This window comes from Sulfuricella sp., assembly GCF_035531155.1.
GTDB lineage: Bacteria > Pseudomonadota > Gammaproteobacteria > Burkholderiales > Sulfuricellaceae > Sulfuricella.
In genome coordinates this window covers 99653-123450 of the sequence record NZ_DATKTK010000005.1, presented here as the reverse complement: position 1 = coordinate 123450, position 23798 = coordinate 99653, and the positions used below count along the sequence as shown (strand labels likewise).

The 23798-nt window shown below is 60.1% G+C and carries 21 protein-coding genes; 5 read left to right on the top strand and 16 right to left on the bottom strand.

What is annotated here, in order from left to right; translation table 11 throughout:
* Nucleotides 1-85: 85 nt before the first annotated feature.
* The 3 genes from VMV64_RS02355 to VMV64_RS02345 are packed head-to-tail and all read right to left on the bottom strand — an operon-like array spanning nt 86 to nt 3930.
* Complete coding sequence (locus tag VMV64_RS02355) at nt 86-571, bottom strand: TlpA family protein disulfide reductase (RefSeq protein ID WP_325328341.1); 486 nt, start codon at nt 569-571, stop codon at nt 86-88.
* Nucleotides 571-1737 carry a sialidase family protein gene (locus VMV64_RS02350; protein WP_325328340.1) on the bottom strand — a complete coding sequence of 389 codons (1167 nt, stop codon included), beginning with the start codon at nt 1735-1737 and terminating at the stop codon, nt 571-573. The genes VMV64_RS02355 and VMV64_RS02350 overlap by 1 nt, the downstream gene beginning before the upstream one ends.
* Before the next feature lie 57 nt (nt 1738-1794).
* The gene (locus VMV64_RS02345) at nt 1795-3930 is read right to left on the bottom strand and encodes a TonB-dependent receptor (protein ID WP_325328339.1); all 2136 of its coding nucleotides are present in this window, start codon (nt 3928-3930) and stop codon (nt 1795-1797) included.
* Between the two features lie 211 nt (nt 3931-4141).
* Here VMV64_RS02345 and VMV64_RS02340 point away from each other — a divergent pair, with 211 nt between their 5' ends.
* Nucleotides 4142-5137 carry a sigma-54 dependent transcriptional regulator gene (locus tag VMV64_RS02340; protein ID WP_325328338.1) on the top strand — a complete coding sequence of 332 codons (996 nt, stop codon included), beginning with the start codon at nt 4142-4144 and terminating at the stop codon, nt 5135-5137.
* A gap of 57 nt (nt 5138-5194) precedes the next feature.
* Here the strand turns inward: VMV64_RS02340 and VMV64_RS02335 are convergent, their stop codons facing one another.
* The 7 genes from VMV64_RS02335 to VMV64_RS02305 form a co-directional block, all read right to left on the bottom strand.
* Nucleotides 5195-5620, bottom strand: a complete 426-nt coding sequence (locus tag VMV64_RS02335; RefSeq protein WP_325328337.1) for a ferritin-like domain-containing protein — start codon at nt 5618-5620, stop codon at nt 5195-5197.
* Between the two features lie 41 nt (nt 5621-5661).
* Complete coding sequence (locus VMV64_RS02330) at nt 5662-6267, bottom strand: class I SAM-dependent methyltransferase (protein WP_325328336.1); 606 nt, start codon at nt 6265-6267, stop codon at nt 5662-5664.
* Nucleotides 6264-7004 carry a DsbC family protein gene (locus VMV64_RS02325; protein WP_325328335.1) on the bottom strand — a complete coding sequence of 247 codons (741 nt, stop codon included), beginning with the start codon at nt 7002-7004 and terminating at the stop codon, nt 6264-6266. The genes VMV64_RS02330 and VMV64_RS02325 overlap by 4 nt, the downstream gene beginning before the upstream one ends.
* 198 nt (nt 7005-7202) lie before the next feature.
* On the bottom strand, nt 7203-8381 hold the full coding sequence (locus VMV64_RS02320; protein ID WP_325328334.1) for a UbiH/UbiF family hydroxylase: 1179 nt from the start codon (nt 8379-8381) through the stop codon (nt 7203-7205).
* A gap of 106 nt (nt 8382-8487) precedes the next feature.
* Nucleotides 8488-9795 (bottom strand): Xaa-Pro aminopeptidase, encoded by a 1308-nt coding sequence (gene pepP / locus VMV64_RS02315; protein WP_325328333.1) that lies wholly within the window; start codon nt 9793-9795, stop codon nt 8488-8490.
* 101 nt (nt 9796-9896) lie between these two features.
* On the bottom strand, nt 9897-10598 hold the full coding sequence (murU, locus tag VMV64_RS02310; protein ID WP_325328332.1) for an N-acetylmuramate alpha-1-phosphate uridylyltransferase MurU: 702 nt from the start codon (nt 10596-10598) through the stop codon (nt 9897-9899).
* Between the two features lie 112 nt (nt 10599-10710).
* Nucleotides 10711-11709 carry an aminoglycoside phosphotransferase family protein gene (locus tag VMV64_RS02305; protein WP_325328331.1) on the bottom strand — a complete coding sequence of 333 codons (999 nt, stop codon included), beginning with the start codon at nt 11707-11709 and terminating at the stop codon, nt 10711-10713.
* A 300-nt stretch (nt 11710-12009) separates the two neighbouring features.
* Here VMV64_RS02305 and lptD point away from each other — a divergent pair, with 300 nt between their 5' ends.
* The 4 genes from lptD (at nt 12010) to rsmA (ending at nt 17941) form a co-directional block, all read left to right on the top strand.
* Nucleotides 12010-14628: an LPS-assembly protein LptD gene (gene lptD, locus VMV64_RS02300; protein WP_325328330.1), complete on the top strand. Its 2619-nt coding sequence runs from the start codon at nt 12010-12012 to the stop codon at nt 14626-14628.
* The gene (locus VMV64_RS02295) at nt 14600-15934 is read left to right on the top strand and encodes a peptidylprolyl isomerase (protein ID WP_325328329.1); all 1335 of its coding nucleotides are present in this window, start codon (nt 14600-14602) and stop codon (nt 15932-15934) included. Before lptD ends, VMV64_RS02295 begins: the two co-directional genes overlap by 29 nt.
* 165 nt (nt 15935-16099) lie before the next feature.
* Complete coding sequence (gene pdxA / locus VMV64_RS02290; protein WP_325328328.1) at nt 16100-17089, top strand: 4-hydroxythreonine-4-phosphate dehydrogenase PdxA; 990 nt, start codon at nt 16100-16102, stop codon at nt 17087-17089.
* An 84-nt stretch (nt 17090-17173) separates the two neighbouring features.
* Nucleotides 17174-17941: a 16S rRNA (adenine(1518)-N(6)/adenine(1519)-N(6))-dimethyltransferase RsmA gene (rsmA, locus tag VMV64_RS02285; RefSeq protein ID WP_325328327.1), complete on the top strand. Its 768-nt coding sequence runs from the start codon at nt 17174-17176 to the stop codon at nt 17939-17941.
* Between the two features lie 111 nt (nt 17942-18052).
* Here rsmA and gloA read toward each other — a convergent pair whose 3' ends face one another.
* The 6 genes from gloA to glyQ all read right to left on the bottom strand — a co-directional run bounded on the left by gloA (nt 18053) and on the right by glyQ (nt 23765).
* A complete protein-coding gene (gene gloA, locus VMV64_RS02280; protein WP_325328326.1) occupies nt 18053-18430 on the bottom strand; it encodes a lactoylglutathione lyase in 378 nt (125 codons plus the stop codon).
* A 10-nt stretch (nt 18431-18440) separates the two neighbouring features.
* The gene (locus VMV64_RS02275; RefSeq protein WP_325328325.1) at nt 18441-19184 is read right to left on the bottom strand and encodes a SprT family zinc-dependent metalloprotease; all 744 of its coding nucleotides are present in this window, start codon (nt 19182-19184) and stop codon (nt 18441-18443) included.
* 2 nt (nt 19185-19186) lie between these two features.
* On the bottom strand, nt 19187-19903 hold the full coding sequence (locus VMV64_RS02270) for a lysophospholipid acyltransferase family protein (RefSeq protein ID WP_325328324.1): 717 nt from the start codon (nt 19901-19903) through the stop codon (nt 19187-19189).
* Between the two features lie 144 nt (nt 19904-20047).
* Nucleotides 20048-20599, bottom strand: a complete 552-nt coding sequence (gmhB, locus tag VMV64_RS02265; protein ID WP_325328323.1) for a D-glycero-beta-D-manno-heptose 1,7-bisphosphate 7-phosphatase — start codon at nt 20597-20599, stop codon at nt 20048-20050.
* A gap of 12 nt (nt 20600-20611) precedes the next feature.
* Nucleotides 20612-22735 (bottom strand): glycine--tRNA ligase subunit beta, encoded by a 2124-nt coding sequence (gene glyS, locus VMV64_RS02260; protein WP_325328322.1) that lies wholly within the window; start codon nt 22733-22735, stop codon nt 20612-20614.
* A gap of 106 nt (nt 22736-22841) precedes the next feature.
* Nucleotides 22842-23765: a glycine--tRNA ligase subunit alpha gene (glyQ, locus tag VMV64_RS02255; RefSeq protein WP_325328383.1), complete on the bottom strand. Its 924-nt coding sequence runs from the start codon at nt 23763-23765 to the stop codon at nt 22842-22844.
* Nucleotides 23766-23798 lie beyond the last annotated feature (33 nt).

The window sequence follows — 23798 nt, the reverse complement described above, 5'->3', positions numbered from 1 at the left end:
GGGGGAAATGGAACACAGCCGGGGTTGCGGCTAGCAGGAACCGCCAACTGGATCGGGAGAGAGGGGAGCCGAACGGAGGTCGGCTTCAGCGTGCCGCGAAGTGCGCTTGAACCCATTGCTCCATCTGCAGGGCATCGAGTTTGCCGCTGAAAGCCTGGGCCTTGTGGGAAGAATCGTAAAGATAAGTGCGTGGCAGTTCGCCATGCCATTTGGGGTCGATTTCGAAGCGCAGGCGTTCCGCAAAGGGATCGGCGAATACCCAGGCTTCTGCACCTCCGAGACCGGATTGCCGCAGCGTGGCGCTGATTGCTTCCCCCTCTTCCGGCGTATCGGTGGAGATCAGAATCAGGTCGAGATCGGGATGCTTTTTTAACAGGTCGGACAACAAGACAAGCTCTTCCCGGCAATGGGTGCAGGTCAGAGACCACATGCCCAGGATGAACGGCTTGCCCTGCCGCGCCGCGGTAATTTCCTTGATACTGCCGGCAACAAAGGGTTTAAGTTCCTGCGCTGCCGCGGGTGGAATCAGCACCAACAGCAATGCCAGTACCAAACAAAGGCGTTGCCGCATTACGGCGCCACCCCGATCAGCCGGAAGCCTTCCTTGGCGGTGTTCCACGACAGATAGGGTTGAGTGCCGTCGGCAACCAGCAGGGGGTGATCCGAGGCGCCGGCGGTCGTGGCAATCTGGCGCGGCAGCGACCACGACTTGCCGCCATCGGCGGAGGACATCCCCCTGATGACCAAGTTCTGGCCGTCGAATTCCTTCCAAACCACATGCACCGCCTTGCCGAAGCTCAGCACGTGCGGATGGCCGGCCTGCGCCTCGAAATTGCCGAATGCCTTCGGCGCGGAAAAGGTTTTGCCCTGATCGGCCGAGCTGGCATAGAACAGGCCATGGAGCTTCGGCCCATTATCGAACCAGACCAGATGATAGGCCCCGTCATCGGCTATCGAAATCGCCGGTCCGTGATGGGGGCAGGCATCCACCTCCCACTGGTCATAACTGACGCGAACCGGCTGGGATTTGCCGTCCAGCCTGACGAGCGCATGGTCGCGCACGTTCTTGCCATAGACATGGCGCCAGAAAACCACCGGCACGTCACCTTGGTCCATCGCCATCGCTACCCGGCAGCACTCGCAGGAATTGTCGGCCAGCTTGCGGTTGGCGCCGAAGCTCGCTCCGCCATCGGTGGAAACGGCGTAGTAGACTGCGGCCCCGGCATAAGCCTGGCCGTGCCGCTGCGCCGCAGACTGATCGCGCTTGTCCAGCCAAGCCAGAGTAACCTGGCCGCGACTATCGACCGCCATCGCCTCGAAACGGTGGCTGATCACTTCACGGTTGTCGTTGACGGTGAGCGGTTCGGAGAAGGTGGTTCCGCCGTCGGTCGAGCGACTGAAGCGGATATGGCCACTGAAGGGTATTTCCAGGCTGGAGGTGTAGGCGACGTAAACTCTGCCCTCTGGAGTCACCATGATCTTCGGCCGGTTTTCCCCGTCGGCGGCAATCTTTTCGGGCACCGAGTTGACCTTCACCGCCGGGCCGAAGGTCTTGCCTTTGTCTTCAGAATGACTGACGAAGAGGTAGCCGCTTTCAACCTTGGCCAGCCACAGCCGGCCCCGCGGGTCGAAAGACGATCCAACCGAAAGGGCGGGCCGCGCCAGCGACGCTTGCCACATCTTGCCCATGTCGTGCGCCTGGGGCTTGTCGGCCGCGAACACCGAAACAAGCCCCATCGCACAAACTAGTGCAGCAATTGCCTTAGAGGTGATGAAACGTATGTCCTTCCTCATTTATTGCCAATTGTACTGGAGGCCAGCATAGATTGTGCGCGGCATGCCCGGCGCATAGACCGCGTTGGTGGAAGATAGGGAGGCACTTTCTGCATAGCGTTTGTCGGTCAGGTTCATCACACTGCCAAACAGGTCCACACCACGTCCGGCTGGATAATTGACGCGCAAATTGAAGACATCGTGGCCTTCATACTGCGCGGTATTGGCCGTATCCAGCCAGTAGCTGCCGAGCCTGATCCATTCCAGCGCCACTTTGCCGCCATTCAGCGCGGCGGGTGCATAACTCAGCCTGGTATTGGCGATAGTGCGTGGCGCGGTTTCCATTTCCTTGCCGCTGTAGTCCACATTGGCTCCCGCGCTATCTTTCGCGGTCCAATTTTCATAGGTGTGTTTTGCATAGGAATAGGCCACATCCAGCTTGAGTTCGCGCGTCAGTTCCGCACCGACGCCGATTTCAATACCGCGGTGCAAGGTCTTGCCCGCATTCAGCGACTGGGTAGCATTGGTGACCGGATCTTTGTAGCTGAGGATATCATCACGCTTGGTCATGTTATAAAGCGAGGCTTCCCAGACTATGCCCTGACCTGTCTTGCCGCGCAGGCCAAGTTCGTAGCTGTCCACCTTGACCGGTTTCAGACCGAGCGCAGACTGCGCAGCAGCCTGTGCAAAAACCACAGACGTGCCGGTGGAAGGACGGAACAACTGCCCCTCGGACGGGGCCCGGAAGGCATGGTTATAGGCAGCGAATCCATTCAGGTCCTGACTGAAAGCATAGGTTGCCCCCAGTTTTGGACTTAGATGGTTGTAACTGACAGTAGCATCACCGACATGCCCATAATTCTTTCCCCCCGCCGAAATCGAAGCATCCGCCAGCTTGTTGTCATAGTCGTAATGAATATCGTCGTAGCGCAGGCCGCCGGTCAGGCGCAGTCTGTCCGTGGGTGACATTTCACCGTGGATATAGGGAGAGATACCCCGATAGGTGACATCATAATCGTATACCGTCGCTCCAGTCGTATAGGCGGTATAAACCTTGGTATAGCCCGTGCCCGTCGTGGTCAGATTGATGCTTTTCTCCAGCCGGCTGCCAGGGCTGCGATCGACGTCCATGCCGACAATCAGGCGGCTGCGGTACGGCGCGAAATCCTGGCGGTATTTCACCATCAGCCCCAACGAACTGTTGTTGGTGTTGTACACCGTCGGATCGTAGCCTAGCGACCAGTTCGCCAGCAGGTCCATGTCATCGTTGCGATAATAGGGCGTCACGCTCAGCAGCGAATTGGCAGACTCCTTCTCGTAAGCGGCCGACAGGCGGAACGCCTTGACCTTGCGGAAGGAAATCGGGGTGTAGTTCTTGGTCGGATTGTTCAGGTAGTCATCCCTGGAGATGGTGGAACTGCCCGCCGTTTCCTGGTCGATATCGGAGAACGTGGCGACTGTCTTCAGCACCGCGTTGTTTTCCAACGCCCTGTCCCAGCGGAGGGTACCGGCTTGCCGATCATAGCCGGTCTTGTCACGCCAGCCGTCAGTATGGGTCAGATTGAGATCTCCCCGCCAGCCATCGTTACCCACCGTATTACCACCACCCACCATAACGCGCTTCCAGCCATATTGGCCGGCTTCCACGCTCGCCTGGGCCTCCGGCTTGAGCGGGGACGGACGGGTCAGCACGTTGATCACTCCACCGATCGCATCCGAACCGTACAGTGCCGTGCCCGGACCCTTGTTCACCTCAATGCCGCCCGATTGCGGCATGTTGACCTCATACAGGGCGTTGTGGTTGAAGAAGCCGGTGGAACGAACAGGGATGCCATCTTCCAGATAGAGGTAAACAGGGCTGGTGGTCAGCGGCTGCCGAATCGCGGTTTGATGGCCCTCGCCACCCGTCACGTTAACCCACACGCCGGGCACCTGCCCCATAATCTGCGAGGGGTGGGTTGGTCGCACCTCACGAAGGGTATCGCCTTTGATCACGTCCACGGTGGCGGGCGTTTCCGCCTTGAGCTGCCCCTCGCGCGTGCCGGTGACGGTCACCTCTTCGAGCTTCACCGAAGTGCCCGCATCTGCCGCAAACACCGCACCGGACATCCCCGCGCACACCCCTGCCACCAAACCCCGCAACAGCTTGTTGTTCATTTTCGCCTTCGCTCCCTCAGATAATTTTGTTGTCGGATTATGTTTCAAGTAAGCCAGTGCCGCCTTGATTCAGGTCAAAGGTTGATTTACAGCAACCATCATGCCATGGATAACTAGCTGACCTGCAACAAAACTAGACAAATTTAGGTGTGCGTTACGGCACGCCTGCGCCATTTCGCACGTCCAAGCTAATCGGATGTTGACGTATGAAATGAGTATTCTTATACTGCGCTTTATGGATACCTTTTCGCTCATCGGGCACTCCCCCGTCTTCCGCCAATTGCTGAATACGGCACAGCTGGTTGCCGCAACGCGCGCGACCGTGCTGATCTGCGGCGAATCGGGCAGCGGCAAGGAAAATCTGGCGCGCTTCCTGCACGTCCACAGCCCCCTGGCAAGCCGGCCCTTCGTTGCAGTCAATTGCGCCAACCTACCGGAAAATCTGGTGGAATCCGAGCTGTTCGGCCACCGCCGCGGCGCTTTCAGCAATGCCATCATCGACCGCGACGGCCTGGTGCGGGCGGCCCACAATGGCACATTATTCCTCGACGAGATTGGCGAACTGCCCTTGGCGGCGCAGGCCAAAATGTTGCGCTTCCTGGAAAACGGCGAAATCCTGCCACTGGGTTACGACCGGCCGATCAAGGCCAACGTACGCGTTATCGCCGCGACCAACTGTGACCTGGAAAAGATGGTGAAGATCGGCCGCTTCCGCGCCGACCTGTTCTACCGCTTGCAGGTGGTGCCGATGGAGGTGCCTCCGCTGCGCGAGCGCGCGGGCGACATTGGCTTGCTGATAGAGCACTTTGTTGAAATGGCGGCGCAGCAGCACAGTCTCCAGGCTGTTTTCTTTAGCCCGGAGGCGATGAAAGTGCTCAAGGCTTACTCTTGGCCCGGCAACGTGCGCGAGTTGAAAAACCTGTGCGAGCGCCTGACGATTTTGTGCAATTTCCAGCGTGGCTCACTGGGGGTGGACAACCTGCCGCTCAACATCCGCGGCGGTCAGCGCGTTGCCATATCCACCCATGCGACTACCCCGCTCAACCTGGAACAGACCGAGCGCGATCTCATCCTGCAAGCCCTGGAACAGACCAGAGGCAACCGCACCCGTGCAGCGAAACTGCTGGGCATCAGTCGCTACACCCTGCTTTACCGGATGAAGAAATACTTTGGCGCCGAAGAACCCGGCCTTCTGGGCGAAGCGTAAACAGACCGCTTCCTGAAGAAAACGGCTCCTAGGAGCCGTTTTTCTTTTGGGTTTGCGCTATTTCGACTTGATCACCGTCAGCAGATCGCGCTTGTGTTCTTCCTCCTGGATCAGGATGTCCTCGAGCACCCGGCGCAGGCCGTATTCCTTGAGCGCCTCGGCCTGGGCGATCCGTTCCTTGTAGCGATCGATGGCGTTGTCCTCGCCCTTCAGATCCTGCTTCAGCATTGCCAGGCTGTCGCTGTCTGTTTCGCGCTTTTCCACGTCCACCGTGGGCACGCCGCCGAGAAAATCGATCTGGTCGGACAGCATGACGGCATGCATCATCTCCTCCTGGGAGTGAATGATCAGTTCCTTCTGGATCGATTCATACTGCGCACCGGTGATCGCTGAAGCGTGCTGGACGTACTGTACAGCCGCGGCGTATTCCCATTCCAGGTCTTTGTTGAGTTCTTCGAGCAGCTTCTTTTTGGTGATTTTCATGTCCGGCTCTCCTTTAGAATTAATCTAAACCCAATATAGCCCTAAAAGTATTTGCGCGCCACCAAGTCCACCAGCGCCGACATACCGCAGTGCCCCTCCCCTTCGCAAATCTCGTCGTCATGTTCGGCGAGATGAAGAATTTCCATGGCGGAAAGCTCCTCGCGCAGGGTTTCCGCCGTGTACAAATTTTCCACGCGGGAAGGTCCGCCGGTCTTGTATTCCAGCTGCTTGGGCCGGTAGCCCTGCAGGATCAGCAAGCCGCCCGGCTTGAGCGCGCGCAGCATCAGGCCATTCAGGATACGGCGCTGCTCCGGGCCAACAAACTGGATGAAAATCGCGGCTATGGCATCGAAGCGGTTTTCACCCCAGCTCCAGGCGAACAGGTCGCTGATTTCGTGGCGCACGGTCACCCCGTATTGCCCCGCCAGTCGTTGCGCCTTCTCCACGGCCAGCGGGGAGAAATCCACCGCCGTCACGTCCAGTCCCTGCCGGGCGAGCCAGACACCGTTCCGTCCCTCGCCATCGGCCACGGCCAGAACGGTTTGCCCGGGCTTGAACCGGTGAAGCTGCGAGGCCAGAAAAGCGTTGGGGGCGGTGCCGTAGAAAAACTCGTCGCCGCTATAACGCTGGTTCCAGAATTCCTTCAATGCTGCGACCTTTCGCCGTTAAGCAGCTTTTCCAGATTGGCGGCTGGCACCATGCCGGGAACGCGCATCCCGTCGGCGAAGATGATCGTGGGCGTACCGTTGACCTTGAGCTTGCGGCCCAGCTCGGCGATTTTCGCCAATGGGTTTTCGCACTTGCCGCCCGCCTGTGGCACGGTTCCCTTCTGAATCAGGTCCTCCCACGCCTTGACGCGATCAGGCGCACACCATACTGCCTTGGCCTTGTCTCCGGCCTGGGGATGGAGGCTGGCGATCGGGTAGAGAAAAGTGTAGATCGTCACATCGGTGACCTTTGCCAGTTCGGCATCGAGCTTCCTGCAATAGGGGCAATCCGGGTCGGAGAACACCGCCATCTTGCGGCTGCCGTTGCCTTTCACCTGCTTGATTGCCGATTCGAGCGGCAGCGTATCGAATTTCACCCGCATCAGGTCGCGGATCCGTTCTTCAGTCACATTACGCTGGGTCTTGGCGTCGATCAGGTTACCGACAAGAATGAAACTGGCATTTTTGTCGGTGTAGAAAACCTGGCTTCCCTCCATCACGGCCTCATACAGGCCACCGTATTGGGTTTTTTGCAGGCTATCGAGCTTGATATCGGGAAACTTCTTCTCGATGGCTGCCTTCAACGCCACTTCATCCGTACCCAACTTGGTATCGGCCAGTGCCGCGCCGGCAAAGAAAAAACCCGACAACAGGCAGACCAAAAATTTTGAGCGCATTACGATTTCCTTCAAGAGTAAAAAAATACAATCTAAAAACGACTATTGCTTAACCGCAGAGACGCGGAGGCGCAGAGAAACAAATGGGTTACAACAATTTTCCACCCCTCCAAATGGGTGAGGTCATACAATGCGATAACTCATTGTTTTTCCTCTGCGCCTCCGCGTCTCTGCGGTTCAACTGAGTTTTTGGCACAATTAGTTAAGATGCCGCCCCACCGCATGTTGCACCAGGCCGTTTTTCAGCCAGGGCAAGCTGCCGGTAAGGGAAAGGCCCAGGTTGCGCGCCAGCTTCAAAGCCGGGTTGCGATTGTTGAACAATTTTTGCAACCCGTCGGTAACCAGCTGCATTGCCAGAATATCCGCCTTGCGCGCCCGCTCATAGCGACGCAGCAGGAAATAATCGCCGCAGTCCGGCTGAGGGCCACGATCCTTCAGCACTTTCGCCAGCTCCCGGGCATCCTGGAACCCCAGGTTGACGCCCTGCCCGGCAAGCGGGTGGACGTTGTGGGCGGCGTCGCCGATCAGCGCCACCCTGGATTTGACCAGGTGTTCCAGGTGCAGCAAGCGCAGCGGAAAAGCGGCAGGCTTGCTGAGCAGTTTCAATTCGCCCAGGGCGCTGTGGCTCGCCTCCTGCACCTGATGGCAGAACTCGTCCGGCGGCAGCGCCATCAGCTCGGCCGCCCGCTCCTCGAACGCCGTCCAGACGATCGAAATGCGATTGCCCGGCATAGGCAGGAAGGCCAGCACGCCGTCGCCGCGAAACCATTCCCATGCGGCATCGCCATGAGACTGCTCGGTTTCGAAATTGGCGATCACCCCCATCTGACGGTAGGGCGCAGGTTCGGCATCCATTCCGGCCTGCGAACGCACCCAGGATTCCCGCCCATCTGCTCCGACGATTAGCGGAGCACGCAATTCTCGGCCGTCCTCCAGGCGCAGCACGGCGACCTCTTCCTGCAGCCTCAGGCTGGCGCAGCGTGCCGGGCAGAACAACTCGAGATTTTCCTGCCGCTGCAGCGCCTGCCACAGGCCGTGCTGCATATGGCGCGTTTCGGCAATCACCGCCAATTCGGCCAGCCCGGATTGATGGGCATCGAAATCCAGACAGGCCTTCCCGTCGTCGCCGTAGATATGCATACCCAGCACCGGGGCAATGCGGGCGGCATCGAATTGCTGCCAGGCACCGCTCTCGCTGAGGAATTCGATGCTGCCCGGGCTGATGGCGTAGACCCGGCTGGTCCACTCCGGCGATGGGGCAGTCGGCGCCACACTTTCCACCAGCGCCAGCTTCAGCCCGCTGTCCTTCATCGCCAGGGCGAATGATGCGCCGACCAGGCCGGCACCGACGATGATGATGTCGAATTGGTCGCTCATGCCGCCGCCTCCTCAACCGTCATGCCGATTTTAATTTTCTCATGTCGGCGGCTGGCGGCAATCGCGGCCGGTCGCATCCCGGCTGCGCCGTGAACCTGCTCCCTGCTCATGCCGCCCCCGCCATCGTTGCTTCGATATCGTCCACCGTTTTCGGTGCTGCCAGGGTCAGAACTTCGCAACCCCGGGCCGTCACCAGCACGTCGTCCTCGATGCGGATGCCGATATTCCACAGATGCTCCGGCACGTCCTCGCCGGGCCGGATGTAACAGCCAGGCTCGACGGTCAGCACCATGCCCGCTTCCAGCTTGCGCCACTGCCCACCACGCTTGTAGTCGCCCACGTCGTGCACATCCATCCCCAGCCAGTGGCCGGTCTTGTGCATGTAGAAGCGCTTGTAGTCGCCGGATTCCAGCAACCCATCCACGCTTCCTGTGCACAGACCCAGATCGATCATGCCCTGCGCCAGCACCTTGAGGGCGGCCTGGTGCGGATCGTCCCAGCTGGCGCCAACCTTGACGGCGCCGATAGCCGCCGCCTGTGCCGCCAGCACCATTTCATACACGTCTTTCTGCACGGCGCTGTAGCGCCCGTTGACCGGAAAAGTGCGGGTAATGTCGGCGGCATAGCCATCCAGCTCGCAACCGGCATCGATGAGCAGCAGATCGCCATCCCTGAGTCTGGCGCTGTTGTCGACATAATGCAGCACACAGGCATTAGCGCCGCCCGCCACGATCGACGTATAGGCCGGGGCCTGCGCGCCGTGGCGGTGGAAGTCATGCAGCAATTCCGCCTCGATTTCGTATTCGTGCCGCCCTGGTCGGACCTGCTGCATGGCACGGCGGTGCGCGGCGGTGGAAATTTCGGCGGCACGGCGCATGGTGGCGATTTCATCGGTGCTTTTGATCAGCCGCATTTCGTCCAGCAGCACGCGCACGTCCCGGATTGCGGACGGGGCGGCAATGCCGTTGCGCACCTCGGCCCGCACCGCGTTGAGCCAGCCCACTGCGCGCACGTCCCAGGCGCTGTCGGCACCGAGATGGAAATGCAGGCTGGGCTGGTCGGCGAGTAGCTTGGTCATCATCTCGTCCAGCATGGCGATGGGATAGGCCTCGTCAAAGCAGAAAGTCTCACGCGCCGCCTCCGGGCCATGGCGGAAGCCGTCCCAGACTTCGCGCTCGGGGTTTTTCTCCCGACAGAACAGGATGCTTTTGGGTTCCGCACCGGCGACCAGAACCAGCACCGCCTCGGGTTCACCAAAGCCGGTCAGGTAGTGGAAATAGCTGTCGAACCGGTACGGGTAAGTGCTGTCGCGGTTACGGGAACGCTCAGGCGCAGTGGGAATCACCGCCACGCCGGCCTGCATCTGTTCGGCCAGCCGGCGGCGGCGCTGCTGATAGGTTTTGAGTTCAATCATTTAAGAAATTTGACCACGAATGCCACGAATGTTCACGAATCAAAAGCAAATATTTAGCCACGGATGAACACGGATTAGCACGGATTCTTAATGGCAGGTTTTTATCTGTGTTCATCTGTGTTCATCCGTGACTGGCTTGTGTTTTGTAGCATGTAGTCCAGTTGCCGCAGACGTTCAGGCGTGCCGACATCGAGCCACAAGCCGCGGTGGTGCTCGCCGCCGACCCGTCCTGCAGCCATCTGTTCGCGCAACAACGGAGCGAGCATGGCTTTCGCCCCACGGGCAACAGCCGCAAACAGTTCGGGGCGGTAGATCCCTATCCCGCTGAAAGTCAGTTTGTGCTCGCCATCATCCAGCACCTTGCCCTGCCTTAATGCAAAATCCCCACCGGGATGGTGATCGGGATTGTCCACCAGCACCAGCCAGGCCGAATACTCGCCCAGTTCACGCGGCAGGCCAGTGAAGTCATAGTCGCAGAAAATATCGCCGTTGACCACCAGAAAGGGTTCCGGCCCCAGCAGCGGCATGGCGTTGGCGATGCCGCCGGCGGTCTCCAGCGCTTCAATCTCGGCGGAATAGCGAATGCTCACCCCGAAGCGGCGGCCGTCACCCAGGGCCGCCTCGATCTTTTCGCCGAGGTGGGCGTGGTTGATGATCAGCTCGGTGAAACCGGCCCGCGCCAGCCTTTCGATGTGCCATACGATCAGCGGCTTGCCGCCCGCCTCCAATAAAGGTTTCGGCATGACGTCAGTGAGTGGCCGCATGCGCTCGCCGCGCCCGGCGGCGAGGATCATGGCCTTCATTCAGGATTGAACCGCAGAGGCGCGGAGGCGCAGAGAAGAACAGAACTTTTTTGTTCAATGCTGTTGATTTTGATTTTCTCTGCGCCTCCGCGCCTCTGCGGTGAAAAGATTTTCAAAACGTATACCCCACCACCGCCTGCCTGTTCTCCAGCTCGTCCAGCAGCTTCAGCAGCGGATGTAGCTCGCGGTAGCGCTCGCACACCTTACGCAAGTAAGCCATCACCAACGGCATGTCTTTCAGATAGTTATCCTTGCCGTCGCGATGACAAAGCCGGGCGAAGATACCCAGCACTTTGATGTGGCGCTGCGCACCCATCCATTCGAAATCGCGGTAAAACTCGGCAAAATCGCGCGACACAGGCAGACCGGCTTTCTTCGCCCTTTCCCAGTAGCGTATCGTCCAGTCCAGCACCCGTTCCTCCTCCCAGTGGATATAGGCATCCTTGAACAGGGAAACCAGATCGTATGTGACCGGTCCGTACACCGCATCCTGAAAATCCAGGATACCCGGTTCGTCGCCGGTCGCCATCAGGTTGCGGGAATGGTAGTCGCGGTGCACGAAGACTTTGGGTTGCGCCAGGTTGTTGCTCAGGATCAGGGTGAAAACCCCGTCCAGCGCTTCCGCCTGAGTGGTGGAGAGTTCTGTTCGCAAGTGCTTGCTCACGTACCAATCCGGGAACAGCCGCATTTCGCGCAGCAACAGGGCTTCGTCGTAGTCCGGCAGCACGACCGGGCGACTGGCCAGCTGAATCTTGATCAGTGCTCCGGCGGCGGCGGCATATAAAGTATCCGCCGCCGCCTCGTCCTGATTCAGCGCATCCAGATAAGTGGTGCCGCCCAAGTCGGTCAGCAGCAGAAAACCCTGCTGCAAGTCCTGCGCCAGAATGTGCGGCACGCGGACACCCGCATCCCGGAACAACTCCGCCACATGGATGAAAGGCCGGCAATCCTCGCGCTCCGGTGGGGCATCCATCACGATCAGCGAGCGATCTGGCAGGCTCACCCGAAAGTAGCGGCGGAAGCTGGCATCGGCCGACGCCGGGGCTAGCGTATAAGGGATGTCGGGAATTTGCGGCTTCAGCCAGTTTTCAAGTAATTCAAGGCGGTCCATTTAATCTCGCATTGCGTAAAAGCAGAATTTGTGCGATTTTATCACCGATAACGGCCTAGCTCGGATGTTTCATAAATTCGCGTGATGATCGCGCAGGATTTTGTTTTGTAGGGGAATTTTGTGAAAGAGTGGCGTAGTTATTCATACGCCCGACTGAACAAAATTTCCATACGAAACAAAAGACCAGCGAGGGCGCGCGTCAATTTATGAAACATCCGGGCTAGATAATAACGAGAGCACAACATGGCCTCGATCCGCGTCCGCTAGACGCTGACCGAGGCCGTTGCCATATTGCAGAACATGAAAAAACCTTTCCGCGAACAGTCGTTGCTGCATAGGGCCAGACTATTCCATAACTTCCGCCCGACACCGCTCGCATTCGCCCTGTTCTGGCTATTCCCTGCCGCATCGCAGGCGGCACTGAGTCTGCCACCATTCCAGATTGACCCCGTTCTTCTGCAGCCCGCTCCCAAGCCCGAACCGGCACCAAGACGCGAACCCGGCGCCGCACAGCCCCCCGCTACCGCTCCCGAGGCAACAAGACCCGTGGTGCTTGCCGCTGAAGACCTGACGGCCCCCATCACGACACCTACCCAAGCAAGTCAGGGCATTCAGGAGAACGGGGAAAAGCTCCAGGATACGTCGAAACCGGTTGCCATTGCGCAACCGGCCGAGGCCGCAGCGGTCGCAGCACCGGCGGTGCGCGTCCAGGAAACGGCAGATACCCCCCTATCGCTCAAGCGAAGCCGGAGCCTGACCTTGAACCCGCCCTCAGGCACGCCACCCACGCCGGTTTTCATCAGCGGAATGCGCATCCAGGGCCATCACGATATCGAGACGGAAGTCATAGGCGAGGCGGAACTGCGCCAATGGGGTCAAATAATCAGCTCCGATCTGCTGCGCTACAACAAACCCGAAGATGAAGTTTTCGCCCAAGGCAATGTGCGCATCGAACAGAAGGGCGACATTACCGAAGGGCCCGAACTTAAACTCAAACTGGAAAGCAAGGAAGGCTACCTGCAACAGCCGGTTTTCCAGATGACCCAGCAGAAGCCGCCGGGGCGGGCCGACGCGAAAATACTGTGGTTCGAAGGAGAAAACAAATATCGGCTGGAGGACGCCCGTTACACGACTTGCCAGGCCGGATCCGACGACTGGTACCTCCATGCCCGCGACCTCGAGATCAACCGCACCACTCAGATAGGAACGGCAAGCCACGCCTACATCGACTTCATGAGCGTGCCTATTCTCTATACGCCGTGGATGAGTTTCTCGCTCAACAGCGAGCGCAAATCCGGCCTTCTCAGCCCGAGCTTCGGCAGCACCGTGAATAGCGGCGTGGAGTTCTCACTGCCCTATTACTGGAATATCGCACCCAACCGCGATGCCACCATCACGCCGCGATTCATGACCAAGCGCGGCTTGCAACTGAAGAACGAACTGCGTTACCTGGACCCGAATTACGTCGGGATTGCAAACCTGGAAATCCTGCCCAACGACCAGGTGGCCAACCGGGATCGCAGCTTCATGTCGCTGAAGCATCAACACAATCTGGGCAGCGGCTGGGCGGGGGCGCTGACCCTGGAGAGAGCCTCCGACGACAATTATTTCAGGGATCTGAGCACCAACATCGGCGTCACCTCGCAAGTCCATCTGTTGCGTGACGGCGTGCTTTCCCATGTCGGTGCCTATGAGGGCATGAACTGGAATTTCTCGGCGCGCTCGCAAAGCTTCCAGACCCTGCAGGATCCGCTGGCACCGATCGTCACCCCTTACCGCCGCACCCAGATGCTGTTGAATGGAACCCGCGTAGTCAACTGGAGCGGAAACAACCTTGGTCAGGGAGCGGTCCTGGCACTGAACAGCGAGTTGGTCAATTTCTCCCACCCCAGCCTGCCAAACGCCAAGCGCCTAACCCTTTACCCCAGCGTCAGCCTGCCGCTGACCCCGATTTACGGCTATATCATCCCGAAGATCGGTCTGCACAGCACCAGCTACAACTTCGACAACGACACCGCCACGCCGGACATCAATCGCACCCTGCCGATTTTCAGCGTCGACAGCGGTCTGTATTTCGAGCGCGACATCAACCTGTTCGGTTCGGATTATCAGCAGACGCTGGAACCCCGACTGTATTATGTTCGCACCCCTTTCCGCGATCAGAGTCAAATTCCGCTATTCGATTCCGGCGACATCGGATTCGGCATTCCCCAGATATTCACTGAAAACCGCTTCGCCGGGGTCGACAGAATCAGCGATGCCAACCAGGTCACACTGGGCGTAACCTCCCGCTTCTTCGAAGAAAGCGGCATCGAGCGCCTGCGCGGCACACTCGCTCAACGCTACTACCTGAGCCTGCCCCAAGTCACGCTACCAGGGGGAACCGCTCCCACCAGAAAGTATTCCGACTTGCTGGCCTCAGTGGGTGGCCGGATCACGAATGCACTGACGCTAGACAGTTTGTGGCAGTACGATCCCGAGTTGAAACAAACCGGCAACTTTTCGCTTACCGGCCGCTACCTGCCCGCACCGGGCAAGATCCTCAATGTCAGTTACCGCTATACCCCGGCCACCCCCCTCGCCCCGATCGGTATCAAGCAGATCGACACCTCCGCGCAGTGGCCCCTGACCGGACGCTGGAACGGACTTGCCCGATGGAACCATTCAATACTGGACAGCAAGAATCTGGAAACCCTGGCCGGTCTGGAATACAATGCCGGCTGTTGGGCGTTCCGGGCGGTCGTGCACAGTTTCACCACCACCACTTCACAACGCAGCGACTCGATTTTCTTCCAGCTGGAGCTGAACGGAATCGGCTCTATCGGCTCGAATCCTTTAGACGTGCTCACACGCAATATCTATGGCTATACCAAAACCACCCAAATCCCCAATGAAAACAACCTATCAGAACCCCGCTAACCGTATTCTGGCAATCCTGCTCGTTTTTTTCCTGGCTTCCGCTCACGCCGCCGGGAACGACCCCGCGCGCCCCGCGGCCCCAGTTCGGTTGGTCGGCCGCATCGTCGCCGTGGTCAACAATGAAGTCATCACCCAGTTCGAGCTCAACGACCGGATGCGGATCGTCATGCAGCAGCTGCAAAAACGGGGTACGCCTCTGCCGCCTCAGGAAGTGCTGGAAAAACAGATGCTGGAACGCATCATCACCGACCGGGTGCAGTTGCAATTCGCCAAAGAAACCGGCATACGCGTCGACGATCTGCAACTCGACAAAACGCTGCAACGCATTGCCCAGGAAAACAACATGACCGTGGAAGCCTTCCGCGGCGCACTGGAGAAGGACGGCGTCAGTTTCGCCAAATTCCGCGAGGAAATCCGCGACGAAATCATACTCGGGCGCCTGCGCGAACGAGAAGTGGAAAACCGCATCACCGTCAGCGAAGGCGAAGTGGAAAGCTTCCTCAGCACCCGCGCCGCTCAAAGCGGCGGAGAAGACGAATTCAACCTGGCGCACATTCTGGTCCGCGTGCCCGAACAAGCCAGCCCGGAACAGATTCAGAGCAAACTCGCACATGCCGAGAAGGCATTGGCTGAACTGAAAAAAATGGACTTTGCCCAAGTATCGGCAAGCTATTCGGACGCGCCAGAGGCCCTGCAGGGCGGCGTGCTTGGCTGGCGGGCCGCCAGCCGCCTGCCGGCCCTGTTCCTGGAAACGGTCAACGGCCTGAAACCGGGTGAAACCAGCGCCGTGCTGCGCAGCCCGAACGGCTTCCACATCCTCAAGCTGCTCGACAAGCGCAGCAAAGGGGGGGCGCTGATCGTGCAAAAAACCCATGCACGCCACATCCTGATCAAGACCAGTGAAATCGCCTCGGAAATCGATGCCAAAAACCGCATGATCCAGCTCAAGGAGCGCCTGGATAACGGCGCGAACTTTGCCGAACTGGCTCGGCTCCACTCCGAGGACGGCTCCGCCTCGAAAGGCGGCGACCTCGGCTGGCTCTCGCCCGGCGAAACCGTACCCGAATTCGAGCGCGCCATGGATGCCCTCAAGCCGGGAGAAATCAGCGTACCGGTCAAGTCGCCCTTCGGCTGGCACCTGATCCAGGTACTGGAGCGCCGCTCGGAAGATGTCAGCAAGGAACGGCAGGCCCTCATGGCGCGCCAGGAAATTCGCGCCCGCAAGGCCGACGAGTCCTACGAGAACTGGCTGCGTCAGCTGCGCGACCAGGCTTTCGTCGAATACCGGCTGGAAGACAAGTTCTAAGCCTGTATCTTAAAAAAACAATTGGACCGCAGAGACGCGGAGGAGCAGAGGAAAAACAATGAGTAATATTATTGTGCGACCTCACCCATTTGGAGTGGCGGAAAGTTGTTGTAACCCATTTATTTCTCAGCGTCTCCGCGCCTCTGCGGTTAAGCAATTGCCGTTTTGAACAATCCCATCATTGCATTAACCGCAGGCGAGCCGGCCGGTATCGGCCCGGATTTGTGCGTGTTGCTGGCACAGCAGAAATCGGCCGGATCCCGCATCGTCGCCATCGCCGACCGCGGCCTGCTTGCCGAGCGCGCCGGACAGCTGGGACTGCCGCTCGATCTGGTGGACTTCAACCCCGCCGCTGCCGCACCGGACCAACCCGGCGTGCTGGAAGTGCTGCACCGCGACCTGTGTGAACCTGCCGTTGCCGGCAAGCTGAATCCGGCCAACAGCCGCTATGTGCTCGACACCTTATCCGCGGCGGCGCACGGTTGCCTGGCCGGCACCTTCGATGCCATGGTCACCGCCCCGGTGCACAAGGGCGTGATCAACGATGCCGGCATCCCTTTCACCGGCCATACCGAATTCCTGGCTGAACTGACCGGAACCCCGCAGGTCGTGATGATGCTGGTCGGCGGCGGCCTACGTGTGGCGCTGGTCACCACCCATCTGCCGCTCAAGGAGGTTCCCGCCGCCATCACCCGGCAAGGCCTGGAGCAGACCATCCGCATCCTGCACCGCGACCTGAAGCAGCGCTTTGCATTGACTAACCCGCGCATCCTGGTCGCAGGGCTCAACCCCCATGCCGGCGAATCCGGCTATATGGGGCGCGAGGAAATCGACGTCATCACCCCAGTCCTGGAAACGCTGCGCGCAGAGGGCATGGACCTCGCCGGGCCGCTCCCCGCCGACACCCTGTTCACCCGCCATCACCTGCAAGGCTCCGACTGCCAGCTCGCCATGTACCACGACCAGGGGCTGCCGGTGCTGAAATACGCCAGCTTCGGCGGTGGCGTCAATGTCACCTTGGGGCTCCCCATCATCCGTACCTCGGTGGACCACGGCACCGCGCTGACGCTTGCCGGCACCGGCAAGATCGAAAGCGGCAGCCTTACGGCAGCGATTCAACTGGCGCTGGAAATGGCGCATAACACTGATGAGTAATGAGTCAGGGGTAAGGAGTAAAACCGGCTACGGTGTTGCTTTTGACCTCGCTCATTACTCATTCCTTATTACTCATCACCGATAATGAAACATATTCCAAGAAAACGCTTCGGCCAGAATTTCCTCACCGACCAGGGCGTCATCCAGGCCATCGTCCGCACCATCCATCCCCAGCCCGGCGACGTCATGGTCGAAATCGGCCCTGGCCTGGGCGCGCTCACCGATCCGCTGCTCAAGATCCTGCCCCGACTCCATGTAGTTGAAATCGACCGCGACATCATTGCCCGGCTGCAGAATAACTACCCGGCGGCAAAGCTGACGATCCATGCCGGCGATGCGCTGAAATTCGATTTTTCCACCTTGGGCGAGCGCATCCGCGTAGTCGGCAACCTGCCCTACAACATCTCCACGCCGATCCTGTTCCACCTCAGCGAATACGTCGGCAACATCATCGACATGCACTTCATGCTGCAGAAGGAAGTGGTGGAACGCATGGTGGCCGCGCCCTCCACGCCGGAATACGGCAGACTGTCGGTGATGCTGCAATACCGCTACGCCATGGAACTGATGTTCATCGTACCGCCGGATGCTTTCCACCCGGCTCCCAAGGTTGAATCCGCCATCGTCCGCATGATCCCCTATGCGGTTCTGCCGCATCCGGCAAAGGATGAAGCCCTGTTCGGCGCCATCGTCACCGCCGCCTTCGGGCAGCGGCGCAAGACCCTGCGCAATACGCTGAAAGCGCATCTGGACGATGCCGGATTTGCGGCGCTGGGAATAGACCCTGGGTTGCGGGCTGAGAATTTGGGGGTGGGGGAGTTTGTGGCGATTGCTAATTACTGCGGGGGGTAGAAAAGGGAGCGGTGCTCGGCTGACAGCTCCGCATCTTTGTGTGCGCTTCGCCCTTCGACTGCGCTCAGGACAGGCTTATTGGCACCCTACATTACGCCTTACGCGAGTTGCCTATCGCTCAATAAACTCAATCTTGTACCCATCTGGGTCTTCGACAAAAGCAATCCACGTCGTCCCACCGTGCAACGCCGGGCCGTACACCACCTTGCCACCCTTGGCCGCAACTGCCTCGCAGGTCTTGCGGATGTCGTCCACCTGGATGGCAACGTGGCCGTAACCTGTCCCCAGTTCATAGCTCGACCCCCCCCAGTTGTAGGTGAGCTCGATCACCGCACCCTCGGATTCTTCACCGTAGCCGACAAAGGCCAGGGTGTACTTTCCGTCCGGGTATTCCTTGCGGCGTAACAGTTTCATTCCCAGTACGTCGGTGTAAAAAGCGATGGATTTGTCCAGGTCGCCAACGCGGATCATGGTGTGCAGAATTCTCATGTTTTTCCTCCTAGAAACGGTGGTAGCGCGCGCCACCCGCCTTGAGCGCCCGCTGTGCCGTCGCGTAATGGGGCAGGATTTCCTCGACGATGGCCCAGAAGCGGGGGGAATGGTTGAGTTCCCGAATATGGGCCAGCTCGTGCACCACGACATAGTCGATCTGGCTGATGGGCGCCTGGATCAGCCGCCAGCTCAGGCGGATATCGCCGCGCGAATTGCAGCTGCCCCAGCGGGTGCGCGCACCGGACAAAGCCACGTTCCGTAGCGCCAGCCCCATCCGACTGGCGTAATGCTCCAGCCGCTGAACGAAATGGCGGAGCGCTTCGGCGCGATACCACTGCTCCAGCTTGCGCCTGACTACTACCGCATCCCCGGTATCCGGCACCCTCACCACCAAGGTATCTTCCTCCAGCAGGTGCGGCTGAGCCCGCGGGCCGCCTTCCATCAGGCGCAACACCAGCTCGCTGCCCAGAAACAGCAGCGTTTCCCCGTCGGCACAATTGAAGGTGGCCGGCTGGCGCTCCTGCCATTCCCGCAGCTTGTCGAACAGCCACCCGGAACGCTCCCGCAGCACCTGCTCCAGGCGGCTATCGGCGGCCCGCTGCGGCGCATTCACGGTCAGTCCGCGATGGTCGATGCACAGACCGATGGTCCGGCGTTTCGGGCTGCGCTTGAGCAGATAGGGGATTTCCCGGCCATAGAGCCGGAGGGTGCGGGTTTCGCTGGCGGCGCGCGGCTTGGCGAAGAGGCCCAAGGCTAGGCCTCCCCGGCGGCGATGCGTGCCATTTCGCCCTCGATCCAGGCTTCCGCCCGCGCGTTCAGCTCGTCGGCCTTGATGCCTTTGGATTCGATCGGCGGGCCGAAGCTGATGGTGATCGTGCCGGGGCGCTTGAGAAAACCGTTCTTGCCCCAGTACTCGCCGGCGTTGTGCGCCACCGGCAGCACCGGGGTTCCGGTATAGGTGGCGAGCCAGGCGCCGCCGATGTTGTATTTGCCTTTCTCGCCGGGCCTGACGCGGGTGCCCTCGGGGAAAACCACGACCCAGAAACCTTTTGCCAAGCGGTCCTTGCCCTGCTCCAGGATCTGCTTCAGCGCGGCGCGGCCAGCCCCCCGGTCGATGGCGATCGGGCTGGCGATGGCCAGCGCCCAGCCGAAAAACGGGATGCGCAGCAGCTCCCGTTTCAGCACCCACACCAGCGGCGGCAGGATATCCTGGAACGCCAGGGTCTCCCATGCCGACTGATGCTTGGACAGCACGACAACCTGAGTTTGGGGAATGTTTTCCCGGCCGAGAATGCGGTAGGAAAGCCCGCAAGTCAGCTTCAGCCAGCGCAGCATGATCTTTGCCCAGTGCGCGATCAAGCGATAGCGAGTGACGGGGTCAAAAGGCAGGGAAAAGAAGGCAACGAAAAAAAACAGCGGGGTGAACAGCCACATCCCCAGAGCAAAGACAAAAGAGCGAAGCCAGATCATTCTAAAAAAGTGCTATTGCCGCGAATGCGCGTGAATAAAAAACCTTATTTAGCCACGGATGAACACGGATGAACACGGATGAACCCTCCATGAATTTATCCGTGTAAATCCGTGTAAATCCGTGGCTGAATTGCTTTATCAAGATCATGTGCTCTTCTGAATCACATGCCTGACCGCTTCGTTGAGGTCGCCGAATATCAGCGTATTTTCCGGCAGGCCACCCGCAGAGCGGGTTTTCTCACCCTTGCCGGTCAACACCAGAATCGGTTGCCCGCCCACTTCCGCTGCGGCCTGCAAATCGCGCAGGCTGTCGCCGATGCAGGGCACGCCAGCCAGACTCATGTTGAAGCGCACGCCGATTTCCTGGAACATGCCGGGCTTGGGCTTGCGGCAGCCGCAATCCGAATCGGCGGCGTGTGGGCAGAAAAAACAGGCGTCGATGCGCGCACCCACCTGTGCCAGCGTCTTGTGCATCTTGTCGTGGATGGCGTTGAGCATGGCCATGTCGAACAGGCCGCGGCCGACGCCGGACTGGTTGGTCGCAAGCACCACCTTGAACCCGGCCTGATTCAGGCGCGCAATCGCCTCCAGGCTGCCGGGTATGGGCTTCCACTCCTCCGGGCTTTTGATGAACTGATCGCTGTCGTAATTCACTACGCCATCGCGATCGAGAATGATCAGTTTTGTTATGGGCATGTGCTTGTCCCGTCAGGCCACCAGTTTAGAAATGTCCGCCACCTGGTTCATCAGGTTGCCCAGGCTCTTCAGCAGGGCCAAACGGTTGTTGCGCAGCTGCGGCTCCTCGGCCATCACCATCACCTGGTCGAAAAAGGTGTCTACCTCGACACGCACTCCGGCCAAGGCGGTCAGAGCCTCGGTATAACCCCCATTCTGCACCCATGAGACCACGCCTGGCGCCAATTCGTTCATCGCCCCGAACAGCGCTTTTTCCGCCTCCTCCGACATCAGCGCCAGATCCGCCCCACCCGCCGGCAATTCGCCGGCTTTTTTCAGGATGTTCTGGATACGCTTGTTCGCCGCCGCCAGCGCCGCCGCCTCCGGCAACTTCTTGAACGCGCGCACCGCCTCCAGGCGCGGAACTACCCGGTCAATGCGGGTCGGCGCCTGGCTCACCACTGCGTCGATCTCGTCCGGCGCGAAGCCCTTGTCGCGCAGATAGCCCTTCAGCCGCTCCAGCATGAAACCGTGGACGTCGAGCGCCACGCTGTCGGCCAGCATTTCCGCCGGGAACAGCGCGCGGGTCTGTTGCAGCAGCTGCAGCAGGTCGAGCGGCAGGCCCATCTCGGCGAGAATGCGCAGCACGCCCAGGGCGTGGCGGCGCAAACCGAAGGGATCCTTGTCGCCGGTCGGCACCAGGCCGATGCCGTAGATGCCGACCAGGGTATCCAGCTTGTCGGCCAACGCTGCCGCCGCACCGATGTTGTCCTGCGGCAGCGCATCGCCGGCGAAGCGTGGCCAGTAATGCTGCTCGATGGCGCGCGCCACTTCCTCGCGTTCGCCGTCGTGCAGGGCATAGTATTGGCCCATGATGCCCTGCAGTTCGGGGAACTCGCCCACCATGTCGGTGAGCAGATCGGCCTTGGCCAGGTGCGCGGCGCGCTCGGCCAGCTCGGCGCTGGCGTTGAGGTGGCGGGCGATCTCGCCGGCCAGCTTGGTGACGCGCTGAGTCCGTTCGAGCTGGGTGCCGAGCTTGTTGTGGTAGACCACGCTGCCCAGTTTTTCCACGCGCGAAGCCAGGGTCTTCTTGCGGTCCTGGTCGAAGAAGAACTTGGCGTCCGCCAGGCGTGGGCGCACCACCCGCTCGTTGCCGCCGATCACCGCACTGGGATCGGCAGGACGGATGTTGGACACGATCAGGAACTGGTTGGTCAGCTTGCCGGCTTGATCCAGCAACGGAAAATATTTCTGGTTCGCCTTCATGGTCAGGATCAGGCATTCCTGTGGCACGCCGAGAAATTCCTGGCCGAAATGTCCGACCAGCACATTAGGGCGCTCAACCAGGCCGGTGACCTCGTCCAGCAGGGCATCGTCCTCGACCGGCTTCACCCCGCCGCCGACTTTCGCCGCCGCGTCATGGAGCTGGCGCACGATGTCGGCGCGGCGCGCCTCGAAGCTGGCGATCACCGCGCCCTCGTTTTCCATCTGCGCCGCATAGCTGTCCGCATCCTTGAGGCTAACCGGGCTGACAGCGGCTTCGAAACGGTGGCCCTGGGTAGCGCGGCCGGCAGTCAGGCCGAGCAAGCTCACCGGCACTACTTCGGCGCCGTGCAGGGCCACCAAGCCGTGCACCGGGCGCACGAAGTTGACGGTACTCCAGCCGGGTTGTTCGCAGTTCTCATGCAGCTGGTAGGCCATCAGCTTGGGGATGGGCAGCTTGACCAGCGCCTCGTCCAGCGCCTTCTGCAACCCTTCCGGCAGGGTCGCGCCCGTGGCCACGGAGTCGAAAAACAGCGCTTCGCTCTTGCCGTCGATGGCGCGCTTGAGGTTCGGAACAATAGACTCATCCAGCCCCAGCGCGGCGAGCCGCTTCAGCAGCGCAGGCGTGGCCTTGCCATTGGCATCCAGCCCCACGTTCACCGGCATCAGCTTGTGCGAAACCGGCTTGTCCGCAGCCTGCGCGGCCACGCCCGCAACCTGCACCGCCAGACGGCGCGGCGAGGCGAAAGGTGTCACGGCGGCATCGGCCGTGGCCAGTCCCTGCGCCTTGAGGGAATCCGCAACGGCAGCAGCAAAGGCCTCGCCCAGCTTCTTCAGCGCCTTGGGCGGCAGCTCTTCGACAAAAATTTCGACCAGCAGGTTTTGCGTGCTCATGCTGCCACCTCATCAACTACCATGCCAGATTTCACCTCATCACGTCGGTGGCCGGCAGCATTCGCGGCCGGTCGCATCCCCACTGCGTGGGGCCCCTGCTTCCTGCTCATCCTGCCACCTTCTTCTCGATCTGAGCCAATACTTCGTCGGCCCACTCCTTGGGCGCCATCGGAAAGCCGAGCCTTGCGCGGCTATCCAGGTAGCTCTGGGCGACGCTGCGCGCCAGGTTGCGGATGCGGCCGATGTAGGCGGCGCGTTCGGTCACCGAAATGGCGCCGCGGGCATCCAGCAGGTTGAAGGTGTGCGCGGTTTTCAGCACCTGCTCGTAGGCGGGCAGGGCAAGCTGGCTTTCCATCAGATGCCTGGCCTGTTTCTCGTGGGCATTGAAGGCGGCGAGCAGGAATTCCACGTCGCTATGCTCGAAGTTGTAGGTGGACTGCTCCACCTCGTTCTGGTGGTACACGTCGCGATAGCTGAGGCCCTTGGTCCAAGTCAGGTCGAACACGTTCTCGACGCCCTGCAGGTACATCGCCAGCCGCTCCAGGCCGTAGGTGATCTCGCCGGTGATCGGCTTGCAGTCGATGCCGCCAACCTGCTGGAAATAAGTGAACTGGGTCACTTCCATGCCGTTCAGCCAGACTTCCCAGCCCAGCCCCCAAGCGCCCAGGGTGGGGTTTTCCCAGTCGTCCTCGACGAAGCGGATGTCGTTGATCTTGAGGTCGAAGCCGAGTTTTTCCAGCGAACCGAGGTACAGCTCCAGGATGTTTTCAGGAGCTGGTTTCAGCACCACCTGGAACTGGTAGTAATGCTGGAGGCGGTTGGGGTTCTCGCCGTAGCGGCCGTCCTTGGGGCGGCGCGAGGGCTGGACGTAGGCTGCACGCCACGGTTCGGGGCCGATGGCGCGCAGGAAGGTGGCGGTATGGCTGGTGCCCGCGCCGACTTCCATGTCGTAGGGCTGCAGCAAGGCGCAGCCGCGTTCAGCCCAGTAATTCTGGAGCGTGAGAATGATTTCCTGGAAAGTCAGCATTATTTCATCGAGCGATTTTTTTGAAAGGGGTTGATT

What these genes read in the sequence shown, in the direction of transcription:
- glyS (WP_325328322.1), bottom strand. Translation starts at nt 22,735, where the DNA reads ATGAGCACGCAAAACCTGCTGGTCGAAATTTTTGTCGAAGAGCTGCCG.
- VMV64_RS02320 (WP_325328334.1), bottom strand. Translation starts at nt 8,381, where the DNA reads ATGAGCGACCAATTCGACATCATCATCGTCGGTGCCGGCCTGGTCGGC.
- VMV64_RS02305 (WP_325328331.1), bottom strand. Translation starts at nt 11,709, where the DNA reads ATGGACCGCCTTGAATTACTTGAAAACTGGCTGAAGCCGCAAATTCCC.
- VMV64_RS02335 (WP_325328337.1), bottom strand. Translation starts at nt 5,620, where the DNA reads ATGAAAATCACCAAAAAGAAGCTGCTCGAAGAACTCAACAAAGACCTG.
- gloA (WP_325328326.1), bottom strand. Translation starts at nt 18,430, where the DNA reads ATGAGAATTCTGCACACCATGATCCGCGTTGGCGACCTGGACAAATCC.
- lptD (WP_325328330.1), top strand. Translation starts at nt 12,010, where the DNA reads ATGAAAAAACCTTTCCGCGAACAGTCGTTGCTGCATAGGGCCAGACTA.
- pepP (WP_325328333.1), bottom strand. Translation starts at nt 9,795, where the DNA reads ATGATTGAACTCAAAACCTATCAGCAGCGCCGCCGCCGGCTGGCCGAA.
- VMV64_RS02350 (WP_325328340.1), bottom strand. Translation starts at nt 1,737, where the DNA reads ATGGGGCTTGTTTCGGTGTTCGCGGCCGACAAGCCCCAGGCGCACGAC.
- murU (WP_325328332.1), bottom strand. Translation starts at nt 10,598, where the DNA reads ATGAAGGCCATGATCCTCGCCGCCGGGCGCGGCGAGCGCATGCGGCCA.
- VMV64_RS02295 (WP_325328329.1), top strand. Translation starts at nt 14,600, where the DNA reads ATGAAAACAACCTATCAGAACCCCGCTAACCGTATTCTGGCAATCCTG.
- gmhB (WP_325328323.1), bottom strand. Translation starts at nt 20,599, where the DNA reads ATGCCCATAACAAAACTGATCATTCTCGATCGCGATGGCGTAGTGAAT.
- VMV64_RS02270 (WP_325328324.1), bottom strand. Translation starts at nt 19,903, where the DNA reads ATGATCTGGCTTCGCTCTTTTGTCTTTGCTCTGGGGATGTGGCTGTTC.
- VMV64_RS02355 (WP_325328341.1), bottom strand. Translation starts at nt 571, where the DNA reads ATGCGGCAACGCCTTTGTTTGGTACTGGCATTGCTGTTGGTGCTGATT.
- VMV64_RS02325 (WP_325328335.1), bottom strand. Translation starts at nt 7,004, where the DNA reads ATGCGCTCAAAATTTTTGGTCTGCCTGTTGTCGGGTTTTTTCTTTGCC.
- VMV64_RS02345 (WP_325328339.1), bottom strand. Translation starts at nt 3,930, where the DNA reads ATGAACAACAAGCTGTTGCGGGGTTTGGTGGCAGGGGTGTGCGCGGGG.
- VMV64_RS02340 (WP_325328338.1), top strand. Translation starts at nt 4,142, where the DNA reads ATGAGTATTCTTATACTGCGCTTTATGGATACCTTTTCGCTCATCGGG.
- rsmA (WP_325328327.1), top strand. Translation starts at nt 17,174, where the DNA reads ATGAAACATATTCCAAGAAAACGCTTCGGCCAGAATTTCCTCACCGAC.